Raw genomic sequence first — 12,534 nt, 5'->3', positions numbered from 1 at the left:
GGCTCGGACAAGCCCGACCTGCGCAACCCGCTGCAAATTACCGATGTGACCGATCATTTCGTGGGCTCGGGCTTCGGCCTGTTCGCCCGCATCGTCGAGGGCGGCGGCGTCGTCCGCGCGATCCCGGCGCCGGGTGCCGGCGCGAAGAGCCGCAAATTCTTCGACGACATGAACGATTGGGCGCGTTCCCAGGGCCATGCCGGCCTCGGCTATATCAACATCAAGGGCGGCGAAGCTGGCGGCCCGATCGCCAAGAACCATGGCGAGGAAGCGACGGCCAAGCTGATCGCAGCGCTCGGCCTGGGGCCGGACGACGGCGTGTTCTTCGCGGCGGGCAAGGAATTGCCGACCGCCAAGCTCGCCGGTGCTGCGCGCACGCGCGTCGGCGAAGAACTCGGCCTCATCGAGCAGGGCGTGTTCAAATTCTGCTGGGTCGTCGACTTCCCGATGTTCGAATATGACGAGGAGAACAAGAAGATCGACTTCAGCCACAACCCCTTCTCGATGCCGCAGGGCGAGATGGAAGCGCTGGAGACGATGGATCCGCTCGACATCCTCGCCTATCAATATGACATCGTCTGCAACGGCGTGGAGCTGTCGTCGGGTGCGATCCGGAACCACCGTCCGGAGATCATGTACAAGGCGTTCGAGATCGCCGGCTATACGCAGGAGCAGGTCGAGGAGAATTTCTCCGGCATGCTCAACGCGTTCAAGTTCGGTGCGCCGCCGCATGGCGGTTCGGCGCCAGGCATCGACCGCATCGTCATGCTGCTGGCGGATGAGCCGAACATCCGTGAAGTCGTGCTCTTCCCGATGAACCAGAAGGCCGAGGACCTGATGATGGGGGCCCCGTCGCAGGTCAGCCTGAAGCAACTGCGCGAACTCAACATCCGGGTGGTCGAGCCGCAAAAATCCTGAGGATGAAGGGGGAGGGCGACCCGCTTTCCCCCTCTCATCGCCGCTATCGATCTGCCTGTGATCTGTCCCATAGCTGGACGGTAGGGAAACTGTTTACCGACTCCTGCGATTAAACCATCCTTTCCCGGCGATCATGGGATCGGACCGGGTGGAGTGGTGACGCTTGGCAGTCGATCTTGCAGAGTTTGAGAAGGGCCGGCCCTTCGACGGCGACTATGATGCCGCGCTGGCGGAGGTGCAGAAGCGCCTCGGCCGGCTGCATGTCGCACATGTCGTCTGCAATCTGCGGACGATGATCCTGTTCGAAGGTTGGGACGCCGCCGGCAAGGGGGGCGCGATTCAGCGGCTGACCACCGGCTGGGACCCACGCCACTTCCGCGTATGGCCCATTTCCGCGCCCACCCAGGAAGAGCGCGATCGTCATTTCCTGTGGCGCTTCTGGCAGAAGCTGCCGGGCAAGGGCCGCATCGCGATCTTCGATCGCAGCTGGTATGGCCGGGTTCTGGTGGAGCGGGTCGAAGCCTATGCCGACGAGCGCGCCTGGCGCCGCGCCTATGACGAGATAAACGAGTTCGAGGCGCAGCAGCAGACCGATGGCGTCAATATCATCAAGATCTTCCTGCATGTCACGCAGGAGGAGCAGGACCGGCGGTTGGCGGACAGGCTCGATCATCCGTGGAAGCGCTGGAAGGTGACACCGGAGGATTTCCGCAACCGTGCCCGCCGTGCCGACTATCTCGCCGCGATGTGGGACATGTTCCGTGAGACCGACACGCGCTGGGCGCCATGGAGCGTCTTCGACGGCAATGACAAGAAGGCGGCGCGCATCGCCGTTCTGACCCACATTGCCGATCGACTGGAGCGTATCGTCCCGCTCGAACCACCGTTGCTCGACGCCGATTTCGAGCGATATGCGCGGGCGCAGTTGATGAGCCCGCCCAAGGCCTGAAGAGCCAAGCTTGCCGGGATTTCAGGCTCTTGCGGAGATGTCGCCATTGTTGCAGCATCCCGATCGCGGAGTCGAGCCGGGCGCCGCCGCCGGGGCGGGGGATCGCCTTGGCATGCAAGAGAGACAGGTAGGGGACGAAGGCATGAATAAACAGGAGCTTATCGGCACAGTCGCCGAGGCCACCGGCATGACCAAGAACGATGCCACCAAGGCAGTCGAAGCGGTGTTCGACTCGATCACGGCGCAGCTCAAGAACGGTGACGAGGTCCGTCTGGTCGGTTTCGGAACCTTCTCCGTCACCAAGCGCAAGGCGTCGACCGGCCGCAACCCGCGCACCGGCGAGCCGATGCAGATCGAAGCATCCAGCCAGCCGAAGTTCAAGCCGGGCAAGGGCCTGAAGGACGCCGTGAACTGAATTGAGAGAGTTTGCGCGCGGCCATGGGTCGCGCGCCGGGGAGCAAGGCCGCCGCGAGCATTCGTCTCGCGCGCGGCCTTCGCTTTTTGGACTGGACAGCGCGACTGTCCCACCCTATCCGCATCGCCGTCGGCGGGCATGTTCCGTCCGACCTTGCAGAGTGGGCGCATAGCTCAGTGGTAGAGCACTGTGTTCACACCGCAGGGGTCGCAGGTTCAAACCCTGCTGCGCCCACCACTCTGCAACCCCTTATTCCTCCTCGAGTCCGGACGGCAGCAGTTCTCCGCGGGCGCCTTCATGTCGTAACGGAGGCCCGGTTTCCGGGCGGCTCAAGGTAAGGCCATCGTCATAACGGTGCCGACCAGGACGATAGTGAGCAGCACCCAACGGAGGATAAGGCGAACCATTTTGCGCGCATGGCGTTGTCGCGCCGTCATGTGCAGCACCGGGGGAACCCCGGTCGATTGTCCGACACAGGCTGCGGGCAGTTTAAGGACGTAAGGCGTCGCGACGGTTCGGGCCCTGCGGCCACTCGCACGATTCGGAAAACTGTGTTCCTCAGCCTCTCGGCGATCAGCTGGTTCCCAGTCGACAGAGGGTTCTGATCGCCTGGGTTCCAGAGCACGAAGCAAGGTGGCGAGGCGACCTTGCTTACGCATCGCCTGGAATTCCGCTGTCCGCCGTGCTGGCTCGCGCAGGATCAGATCGGCGGCCGTTCGCTCCAGTTCCTCAGCGAATAGTGAATTGGTCAATTCATCCACCTCGCGCAATCGCATGTAAACTATAGTTGGCGAATGCAAATATCGTCAGCTGATAACTATAGTTAACATGAAGTAGATTTCATTTAACTCAAGAGTGATCCGTTATAGCGCGGTGTTTGGTGCAATTAAAATCGAGAAATTCGTTGCAAAATGGATTGCGATGAATATTTATGAATTATAAATTGTTACCAATTGTAACATTTGGATGGATTCTCAATCCAGAGACTCCGTGGTTTTACGTATGAAGATATTATTTATTGACGATGATAGGATGCTCCTTGGCGTTGTCGGGGAGATGCTGTCTGGTATTGGGCACCAGGTCGAGATGATATCGGATCCTTATGAGGCGATTCTGTATTCGCAGAATAAATTGTTCGACATCGACCTAATTATAGCGGACATACATATGCCGAAAATGTCGGGTATTACGGTCGTTCGTAAGATCCGGGAGATGCATCCTGATGTGGCTGCGATCTTTCTTACGGGCAACGTCGACATAGCGGTCCCTGGAACCGTGTTACGTAAGCCCTGCACATTGGCCGGTCTAGAAAAGGCGATCGCGGAGGTCGCCGGAGGACGCAGGCAGGGTATGGTTTTCCAAGCCTGATCGGGCTCACTGCGATGCAAATACGCAATCGATTTTTAGGGCCTGCCAATCATTACTCGCCATCTGCTCGCACCGCGCGAATGATTCTTTGGACGTTACGGAAATCTGTATTTTGAGATGAGAGGAGGCTTGAACTGAATATCATGAGATCACGGCCTCCCTATCCGTCGGAGCAGCCCGATATTCTTGCCCGCAGCCTCGAACCGGTGTTCGAGCGAGGCGATCCCGCCGAAATCCGGCGTGCCCTGAAACATGTGGCGCGGGCGCATGGCGTGAGCGTTTTGGCGCGCGAGACCGGGTTGACGCGTGAAGCAATCTACAAGGCGCTCGGGGATCAGGGCAATCCGACGCTCGATACGCTGTCGCGGCTGCTTGATGCCCTCGAACTTCGTCTTTCCGTGCGCGCCGCACATGTCCAAGACGCGCTTGCCCACGAATGCGCGGCGGCGGAGCCTGAGATCGAGCGCCGTTCATCCCCGCGCTGTCGACCCGGAAGAACGTTGGAAGTTCAGCAGCCGGGCGAGGATGGTTGAACGGCGCCACATGGCGCCGGTGTAGCGTGGCACAGGAACGTGGTCGCGGCTCAGCGGGTGGGCGCCTCGATCAACGGGACGAGCAGCGGCACAATCCGCTGTGCTCCGCGCCGGCTGAGATGATTATGGTCGGTGTAGAGCGCTTCACCCTGACCATTGACCACCGGGCACCGCCCCGCCGTACACAGGGTCGGAATCGGATCGACGAAGCGAACATCTATCCCTTTGGCTGCCTGATCGAGCCGCCGCATCGCGTCGCCGCTTCGCTGATGATACGCGACAAGCGGCAGATCGAGCGTTGCAAGTTTCGCGGACCGGTTCAGCAACAGCCGGGCGGCGCGTTCGGGAACACGGAAGGTGAACTCGGGCGTCGAGCGGATGACGATCACCCGTTTTCCGGAGCGTTCAAGCGCCTTGAACGTGGCTCGTGCCGCCCTTGCGAACTGGGCCGGATTGTCGGAGACGCGGCCGCCGCCGTCGAAATGAAAGGCGGTTGGCGGATCATAGCTCGCTTGGGTATAGCCAGTCGTGTAGTTGGCCCATTCGGCGTAGAACAGCACCGTCCGGATGTGGCTGTCGGCCGCTATCTGCTCAAGCGCTTCGTCGCGGGCAGCGATGCACTTGCGACGGGCTGGCAGATCGCCATCGAGACGCGCAAGCGGCGGACACCAACTCCAGGTGAAGATGTTCGCCCGAATGCCGCGATCGCGTAGCGCGTCCGACAGGTCGTCCGCGATCGACGTGGCGTGGCTGTCGCCGATGATCGCGAGCGTCGGGCGGCCCTGCTCCGCGCCGATGAAGCAGCGCTCTCCAGTTGCGATAGCTTCGGCGCTCAACCGGTTGAGGCAGCCGTGTCTGCCTCCGAACCTGGTATCGAGCACCCGGATCACCGAGGCCGGGATGCGCTGTGGCAGGCCCCGCTCGACCTTGATCCGATGCGCGACCACCATGGACGAGCCGATGCTCCCAGCCAGAAAGAGGAGCAGCGCGGTGCGTGCAGCGAGTGGACCATCGGGCCGCCGCGCCGGGCCTTCTACAAACTGCCAGCTGAGATAAGCGATCGGAAAGACGAGGACGATCAGAATCCAGCCAGCGGCAGTCGATATCTCACCGCCACGGTGCAGCCGGTAGAAGGCAAATAGCGGCTGGTGCCACAGATAGAGACTGTAGCTCATAAGGCCGGTCAGCACCAATGGTCGCATCGCCAGGAGCCGGCCCACCGCCGTCTCACGGACCTCGCCCTGCAGAAGGAGGATCGTTCCCAGAACCACCGGCACGGTCGCAAAGCCTGGGAAAGGGGTGCCCGCGTCATAGATCAACATCGGCAGAATCAGGAGCGGCAGCGCGATCCAGGACGCGGCGGGCCGGGCGATGCGCCGACCATGTCGGTGGGCGATGGCGGAGAGGATGCCGGCGATCAATTCCCATGCCCGGCTGGGCGCGAGATAGAAATTGGCGGATGGGTGGCTGTGCGCGGCCCATTGGGACAGGGCGAGGCTTGCCAGCAAGGCCGTTGCCAGGATGAGGATCATCGGCCGCAGCCCGAGCCTTCGGAGCATGGGGATGACCAACGGGAAAAGCAGATAGAACTGCCCTTCGACGGCGAGTGTCCAGCTGTGCAGCAGCGGATTGAGCTCGGCCCGTTCGCTGAAATAATTGGCCGCTCTCCAATAGGAGACGTTGGAGTAGAGCAGCAGTGTCGCGACGAGGTTCCGACCGAAGGCGATAAGCTGACCGGGGAGCATCAGCCAATAGGCCGGCGCCAGCAGCGACGCGCACATGACGATCAGCGCGGGCATGATCCGCCGCGCGCGGCGCTCGTAAAAGTCGACGATCGAAAAGCGGCCGGTCTCCATCGCGTCGAGAGCGAGAACGGTGATGACATGGCCCGACAGGACGAAGAAGATGTCGACCCCGATGAAGCCGCCCGAAGCCCAGGCAAAGTCAACGTGATGGAACACTACCATCATGACCGCTACCGCGCGCAGCCCGTCGATTTCAGGGCGATAGCGAGGTGAGGGCGAAGGGGCGTGTCCAGACATTGGTGACTGCTGCCCTAGCGCGGCCATTTCATCAGGCAATGGCCGAGCCCACGACTAGGCGATTTTCCGGATCAGGCGCTGACGCCGAGCCTTTCCAGCGCCTGCAGCACCGAAGGCCGGTGTACCCGGCTATCGGGCACCAGCGCGGCGACGGCGATCGGAATACGCCAGGCGGCGACCTGGGTTTCGGCGATAGCGGTACGGCGCAGATATTCGGCAAGGTAGAAGGATGCCGCCAGGGGTCGGAGCAGGTTCAGGGCGGGCCAGGTCCTGAGCAGGCGGCCGAAGCCCGAATAGCGAAACAATAGTTCGGTTCGCGCCACGTCGCCGGCAGGATCGCCCGAACAGCCGTTGGACCAGTCGATCGCTGCTATCCCGTGTCGGGTCAGAAGCGCATTGCCGGGATGAAAATCGCCGTGGCACAGGCGGTCTCCACGCGGGAGCGCCTCCAGCCTTTCGAGCGCCTCGCGCCGCACGCGCTCGCTGACGGCAGCTTGTTGGATTCTGACTCGCACGATGTGGTGCTGCGCGTGGCGAAGGCCTTCGCCGCTGCAGCGATGGATCATGGCGTGGTAGTCGGCGAAACGTCTCAGCAGTGGCCGCCATTGCGGAACACGCAGCGGCAGCGTCCGAAGCAGCGTGGTTCCGCGCACTTCCTCAAGGATGATGCCGCGGCGATTGCCGCATTCGTGCATGCCGAAGGTGCGCGGGACGTGAAGACCCTGGTCCTGGGCATGGCGAACACCGTCATGTTCGCGTTCGACCACGCCGGGATCGAGACCTTCGCGATAGAGTTTCAGAACCCGTCCCCCGCTGATGCGGAAGACTTCGGCGCTGGCACCCGCGCCGACCAGCGCGACGAGATGCGGAACGATCATGTCATCACCCCCTTGTCGGCGCGCCGGAATCGGCTTGTGCTCGTGAATCGGTCGGGGCTGCCTGATTGACATGCTCCCACGATGCGGTCCATCGGACGGCTATTGTTCGGACCAAGGTGGACCCAAGATGAACGGCCCGGCCGCTTTTACGCTTTCTATCCTGATGCTTGCAGGATTTCTGCTGGGCGGGGGCGGTATCTGGCTGATCCTCAAGCGCAAGGATTACAAGCGCGGCTGGCTGATGATCGTGGCCGGTACAGTGATGTTCCTCAACGTCGCAATCTGGACGCTGCCGACCGCGTGACACACCGCCCGGTTGCGGGCGTGTCGTCACGCGGTCGAGCGCGGTTCGTCTCAACGATCGCCGGAAAGACGCATGTCCAGATAGCCGTCGACCGACTGCATCAGCTGCGGCATTTCGTCGGCGAAGAAATGGTTGGCGCCGGGGATCACGTCATGATGGATCGTGATGTGGCGCTGGGTGCGGAGCTTGTCGACCAGCTTCTGCACGGCGCCGGGAGTCACGACCTCGTCGCTGTCGCCCTGGATGATGATACCCGACGACGGGCAGGGTGCCAGGAAGGTGAAATCGTACATGTTCGCCGGCGGGGCGATCGAGATGAAGCCCTTGATCTCCGGACGACGCATCAGCAGCTGCATGCCGATCCACGCGCCGAAGCTGAAGCCTGCGATCCAGGTCGTCTGCGCTTCCGGATGGATCGACTGCACCCAGTCGAGCGCCGAGGCGGCATCGCTGAGCTCGCCCACGCCATTGTCGAACGTGCCCTGGCTTTTGCCGACCCCGCGGAAATTGAAACGAAGGGTCGCGAAGCCGCGCCGCACGAAGGTCTGGTAGAGCGACTGGACGATGCGGTTGTTCATCGTGCCGCCGCCCTGCGGGTGCGGGTGCAGGATCAGGGCGACGGGCGCGCGCGGACGCGGGCCGGGGTTGAAACGCCCTTCGAGGCGCCCTTCGGGTCCTGGGAAAATGACTTCTGGCATCGATATCCTTCGGGACATGGATTGAGCCGGGCGCGCCGGATGGCGCGCCGCCGAACGAAGGCCTATATAGGCTCGGGCGCCTCGCGCGCAATCAATTGGAGCATCTTCGCGCGTGTCGCTTCCCAGACTGTATCTCGACCATGCCGCGACGACCCCGATGCTGCCCGTCGCCAAGGCGGCGATGATCGAGGCGATGGAGCGTTGGGCGAACCCGTCCTCGCCCCACGCCGAGGGCCGTGCGGCGCGTGCGGCGATCGAGGATGCGCGGGCTCGTATTGTCCGGACGCTGGGCCATGACGGAGCACTGATCTTCACCAGCGGGGCGAGCGAGGCGATCGAGATTGCCCTTCGGCGCGGCAAGGCAGGGGCCCGGCTGGTTTCTGCCGTCGAGCATGACGCCGTGCGTCGCGCGGCTCGCGATGCGGGTACGCTGCCGGTCGACCAACTCGGGCGCGTCGATGCGGGTTCGATCGGAGCGGAAGACACGCTGCACGCGATCCAGCTGGTGAACAACGAGACCGGCGTCGTCCAGCCGATAGAGGAATTGCGTGCCAGGATCGCAGACGAGGGGGGGCTGCTGTTGATGGACGCGGCTCAGGCGGCGGGCAAGATGCCGCTCCCCACGGCCGATTTCATCAGCCTGTCCGCGCACAAGCTCGGCGGTCCGCCCGGCATCGGGGCTTTGCTGGTCCGTGATCTCGCGCTGCTCGAGCCCAGTGGAGGGCAGGAACAGGGCTATCGTGGCGGCACCGAAAATGTCCCGGCGATCATGGCCTTCGCCGCTGCACTGGAGCAGGGCGCCGGTTGGATGGAAGAGGCTTCCCGGTTGCGCGATAGGCTCGATGCCGCGATCCGCGGGGAGGGCGGGATCGTCGTCGCCGATCAAGCCATCCGTTCGCCCGCCATCGCCAGCTATCGCATGCCGGGGGTCGCCGCGACCGCGCAGCTGATCCGCTTCGATATGGCGGGCATCTCCGTTTCGGCGGGCAGCGCCTGTTCGTCGGGCAGCCTGAAGCCGAGCCATGTGCTGGCAGCGATGGGCTGGGGCGAGCAGGAAGCGCGTGAAACCGTGCGCGTGAGCTTCGGACCCGATACCGGCGAGGCGGACATCGATCGCTTCCTGTGCGAATGGCGCCGTATCGCCGCCTCGGCACAGAATCGCGCGGCATGATCTATCTCGACTATCAGGCGACGACCCCGCTGGCGCCCGAGGTGCGCGCGGCGATGCTCCCTTATCTCGACGAGCGCTTCGCCAATCCGCATTCGCCGCACAAGTCGGGGCGGGAGGCGGCGGCTGCGGTGGCGGTAGCGCGCGAGCGGGTCGGGGCGCTGATGCCCGCCGGCGGGCGGGTGGCGTTCACCAGCGGAGCGACCGAAGCGCTCAACTGGGCGATCAAGGGCAGCAGCGGGGCCATCGTCACAGTCGCGACCGAGCATGCAGCGGTGCTCGACACCGCCCGCGCGACGGGCCGGCCGCTGACCGAACTGCCGGTCGGTGCGGATGGCCTGGTCGACCTGGCGGCGGCCGAAGCGGCGATCCGGCCCGGTGTCGGGCTCGTCGCGGTGATGCTGGTCAACAACGAGATCGGCGTGATCCAGCCCGTGGCCGAGATCGCTGCGCTGGCAAAGCGCGCGGGGGCGCTGATGCTCTGCGACGCGGTACAGGGCTATGGCCGGGTCGATATTCCCGACAGCTGCGACCTCATCGCGGTCTCCGCGCACAAAATTCACGGGCCGAAGGGGATCGGAGCGCTCTGGCTTCGGGACGGGGTGGAGATCGAACCGCTGCTTCATGGCGGTCGGCAGGAAGCGGCTGGCCGATCCGGCACCCAGGCACCGATGCTCTGTGCAGGGTTCGGCGTGGCAGCGGCGCTGATGGCGGAACATCGCGACGCGGACGCAGGCCATGTGCAAGCGCTGTGGGATGCAGCCCTGACGGCGCTGGACGGTGGCTGGACGCTCAACGGATCGGCCGAGGCGCGCTGGCATGGCAATCTCAACCTGCGAAGGGAAGGGCTCGATGCCGGCCGCCTGATGTCGAGCCTGCGCAACCTGGCCTTTTCCGCCGGTTCTGCCTGCGCCAGCGGCTCGGGTAGACCGAGCCATGTGCTAAAGGCTATCGGCCTGACCGACCGCGAGGCGCGGTCGAGCATCAGGCTGGGCTTCGGGCGCTACACCTCCGTCGAGGATGTGCGGCGCGCGATGGAGATGATCGCGGAGGCGGCGGGCCGCCAGGGGGTGAGAAGCGCATGACGAAGGTCGTTTTCCTGTCGGCGGATGGCGAGCAGCGCAGCGAGGTCGATGGCGCTCCGGGGCTGCGCCTGCTCGAGGTGGCGCAGGCGGATGGCCAGCCGCTCGAAGGAACGTGCGAAGGGCAGATGGCCTGTTCGACCTGCCATGTGATCGTCGATCCGGCGGATTTCCCGAAGCTGCCGCGCGCGTCGGAGATGGAAGAGGATCTGCTCGACCTCGCCAGCCATGTCACCCGCTATTCCCGCCTTGCCTGCCAGATCCACCTGACCGACATGCTCGACACGCTCACGGTTCGCATGCCGCCGTCGTCGCGCAACATGCAGGGGCGCTAAGCGGGCAACGGGAAGATCCCGGCAAGGGTGCTGGTTCAGGCAGCTTGCATCGCGCTGACTTCTCCCCCATATGCGCCGCGGGAGTCGGGCGGACGGTGCCGTCGCCAACCCGGTCAGGTCCGGAAGGAAGCAGCCGCAACGATTTCGTATCGGGTCGTTCCGGCTCCCACCTCGCTCACATCGGCAAATATCACGGGGACAATCCGGCCCCGGCTGGCTAAGGTCTCGGCATGTCCGACTCTTCGACGCCATATCGCGTTCTCGCGCGCAAATATCGGCCGCGGAATTTCCGTGAACTCATCGGCCAGGACGCGATGGTCACAACGCTGGCCAATGCGATCCGGCGCGAGCGGCTGGCCCATGCCTTCCTGCTGACCGGGGTTCGCGGCGTCGGCAAGACGTCGACCGCGCGGCTGATCGCGAAGGCGCTGAACTGCGTCGGGCCGGACGGGCAGGGCGGTCCGACGATCGATCCCTGCGGCGTTTGCGAGCCCTGCGTGGCTATTGCCGAAGGGCGGCATATCGACGTGGTCGAGATGGATGCGGCCAGCCACACCGGCATCGACGACGTCCGCGAGATCATCGAGGCGGTGCGCTATGCGTCGGTGTCGGCGCGCTACAAGATGTACATCATCGACGAAGTGCACATGCTGTCCAAGTCGGCCTTCAACGGCCTGCTGAAGACGCTGGAGGAGCCCCCGGCGCACGTCAAATTCCTGTTTGCCACGACCGAGGTGAACAAGGTTCCGATCACCGTGCTGTCACGCTGCCAGCGCTTCGACCTGCGCCGTATTCCGGCCGACAAGCTCGCAGCCCATTTCGCCCATGTCGTCTCGGCCGAGTGCGTGGAGGCCGAGCCCGAGGCGCTGGCCCTGATCGCACGTGCGGCGGAGGGATCGGCACGCGACGGTCTGTCGATCCTCGACCAGGCGATCGCCCATGGTTCGGGTCAGGTCGAGGCGGCCCAGGTCCGCGACATGCTGGGTTTGAGCGATCGCGGCGCCGTTCGCCGCCTGTTCGGCGCCTTGCTGTCGGGCGATGCCGGAGCGGTGCTGGAGGCTGTGCGCGCGCAATATGATCTGGGCGTCGAGCCGGTCGCGCTGCTCCACGGGCTGCTCGAAACCTGCCACGGCGTGACCCGCGCCAAGGTTGCCGGTACCGACGATCCGGCGCTGTCGGTCGAGGAGCGCGAGGCACTGGCGCAATGGGGCGCGCGGCTCGGCTTCGCGACGCTTCACCGGCTCTGGCAGCTGCTGCTCAAGGGCCATGCCGAGGTCCAGACCGCCGCCATGCCGATCGAGGCCGCCGAAATGGCGTTGTTGCGCGTCGTCCATGCCAGCCAGCTGCCCGATCCGGGCGAACTCGCGCGCAAGCTTGCGAGCGGCGATGGCAGCATGGTGGTATCTGCGGCATCGGCATCAACTTCCTCTGCGCCGGTTGCGGCACTTGCACCTGTTCCGGCCACAGAGCAGGCGGCTGTTTCGTCTTCGGCACCCATCGCGCCAGTGATTGAGGCTGCGCCAGCGCCGATCTCCATTGAGCCTGTCGCAGCGCATCCCGCCGCGCTGCCGGACCTGCCGGCATCGGCCGAATCTCTTCATGCAATGCTGCTTCCGGAAAATGCGCTGCTGGCGCAGCTTTTTCATGACTATGCCTCGATCGTCCGGCTGGAGCGCGAGGAACTGGTGATCGCGCGTCATCCGCGTCTGCCCGCCAGTTTCGCAGGCGATCTGGGCAAGCTGCTCGCCAAGGTGACCGGGGTGACCTGGTCCATCGCCATGGCGTCGGAGGCGGGCAAACCGTCGCTGCTTGCCCAGGCGAAGGCCGAGGAGGAGGCTATGCGC

Annotated in this window: 14 protein-coding genes, 1 tRNA gene and 1 other RNA gene; 12 read left to right on the top strand and 4 right to left on the bottom strand. The window is 64.2% G+C overall.

The genetic code is table 11. From position 1 onward, the window contains the following. The 4 genes from KAY22_RS17975 to KAY22_RS17960 all read left to right on the top strand — a co-directional run. Positions 1-918, top strand: a 918-nt coding sequence (locus tag KAY22_RS17975) for an amino acid--tRNA ligase-related protein (RefSeq protein ID WP_296624675.1), incomplete at its 5' end; no start/stop codon positions are given. Between the two features lie 163 nt (positions 919-1,081). Continuing rightward, positions 1,082-1,867: a polyphosphate kinase gene (locus KAY22_RS17970; protein ID WP_296624674.1), complete on the top strand. Its 786-nt coding sequence runs from the start codon at positions 1,082-1,084 to the stop codon at positions 1,865-1,867. Between the two features lie 142 nt (positions 1,868-2,009). Then, positions 2,010-2,282: an HU family DNA-binding protein gene (locus KAY22_RS17965; RefSeq protein ID WP_296624673.1), complete on the top strand. Its 273-nt coding sequence runs from the start codon at positions 2,010-2,012 to the stop codon at positions 2,280-2,282. A gap of 162 nt (positions 2,283-2,444) precedes the next feature. After that, positions 2,445-2,519, top strand: a tRNA-Val gene (locus tag KAY22_RS17960). A gap of 92 nt (positions 2,520-2,611) precedes the next feature. Here KAY22_RS17960 and KAY22_RS17955 read toward each other — a convergent pair. Beyond that, complete coding sequence (locus tag KAY22_RS17955) at positions 2,612-3,058, bottom strand: hypothetical protein (RefSeq protein ID WP_296624672.1); 447 nt, start codon at positions 3,056-3,058, stop codon at positions 2,612-2,614. Between the two features lie 190 nt (positions 3,059-3,248). Here KAY22_RS17955 and KAY22_RS17950 point away from each other — a divergent pair, with 190 nt between their 5' ends. After that, positions 3,249-3,650 (top strand): response regulator, encoded by a 402-nt coding sequence (locus KAY22_RS17950; RefSeq protein WP_366514104.1) that lies wholly within the window; start codon positions 3,249-3,251, stop codon positions 3,648-3,650. A 143-nt stretch (positions 3,651-3,793) separates the two neighbouring features. After that, complete coding sequence (locus tag KAY22_RS17945) at positions 3,794-4,183, top strand: addiction module antidote protein (RefSeq protein WP_296624670.1); 390 nt, start codon at positions 3,794-3,796, stop codon at positions 4,181-4,183. A gap of 50 nt (positions 4,184-4,233) precedes the next feature. On the opposite strand, the gene KAY22_RS17940 is transcribed toward KAY22_RS17945, so the two are convergent. Together KAY22_RS17940 and KAY22_RS17935 are read right to left on the bottom strand one after the other, a co-directional pair. Further along, entirely contained in the window at positions 4,234-6,225 is a 1,992-nt protein-coding gene (locus tag KAY22_RS17940; protein WP_296624669.1) for an acyltransferase family protein, read from the bottom strand. A 71-nt stretch (positions 6,226-6,296) separates the two neighbouring features. Further along, entirely contained in the window at positions 6,297-7,103 is an 807-nt protein-coding gene (locus KAY22_RS17935) for a phosphotransferase (RefSeq protein ID WP_296624668.1), read from the bottom strand. A 127-nt stretch (positions 7,104-7,230) separates the two neighbouring features. On the opposite strand from KAY22_RS17935, the gene KAY22_RS17930 reads away from it, so the two are divergent. Continuing rightward, on the top strand, positions 7,231-7,407 hold the full coding sequence (locus KAY22_RS17930; RefSeq protein ID WP_296624667.1) for a hypothetical protein: 177 nt from the start codon (positions 7,231-7,233) through the stop codon (positions 7,405-7,407). Positions 7,408-7,457: 50 nt separating this feature from the next. Here the strand turns inward: KAY22_RS17930 and KAY22_RS17925 are convergent, their stop codons facing one another. Beyond that, the gene (locus KAY22_RS17925) at positions 7,458-8,105 is read right to left on the bottom strand and encodes an alpha/beta hydrolase (protein WP_165321298.1); all 648 of its coding nucleotides are present in this window, start codon (positions 8,103-8,105) and stop codon (positions 7,458-7,460) included. 112 nt (positions 8,106-8,217) lie between these two features. On the opposite strand from KAY22_RS17925, the gene KAY22_RS17920 reads away from it, so the two are divergent. From KAY22_RS17920 to KAY22_RS17900, 5 genes are all read left to right on the top strand, one after another. Next, complete coding sequence (locus KAY22_RS17920) at positions 8,218-9,276, top strand: aminotransferase class V-fold PLP-dependent enzyme (RefSeq protein ID WP_296624666.1); 1,059 nt, start codon at positions 8,218-8,220, stop codon at positions 9,274-9,276. Continuing rightward, entirely contained in the window at positions 9,273-10,358 is a 1,086-nt protein-coding gene (locus KAY22_RS17915) for a cysteine desulfurase family protein (protein WP_296624665.1), read from the top strand. Before KAY22_RS17920 ends, KAY22_RS17915 begins: the two co-directional genes overlap by 4 nt. After that, positions 10,355-10,690, top strand: coding sequence for a 2Fe-2S iron-sulfur cluster-binding protein (locus KAY22_RS17910; protein WP_296624664.1), 336 nt, complete (start codon positions 10,355-10,357; stop codon positions 10,688-10,690). Before KAY22_RS17915 ends, KAY22_RS17910 begins: the two co-directional genes overlap by 4 nt. A 76-nt stretch (positions 10,691-10,766) precedes the next feature. Then, positions 10,767-10,864, top strand: an RNA gene (gene ffs, locus KAY22_RS17905) — signal recognition particle sRNA small type. A 56-nt stretch (positions 10,865-10,920) separates the two neighbouring features. Next, positions 10,921-12,534 (top strand): DNA polymerase III subunit gamma/tau (locus tag KAY22_RS17900; protein ID WP_296624663.1); only part of this gene is annotated, 1,614 nt, incomplete at its 3' end.

Origin of the sequence: Rhizorhabdus sp., from assembly GCF_018006725.1 — a bacterium.
GTDB lineage: Bacteria > Pseudomonadota > Alphaproteobacteria > Sphingomonadales > Sphingomonadaceae > Rhizorhabdus.
The sequence above is the reverse complement of the archived record's forward strand: the minus strand, read 5'-3'. Positions and strand labels throughout refer to the sequence as shown.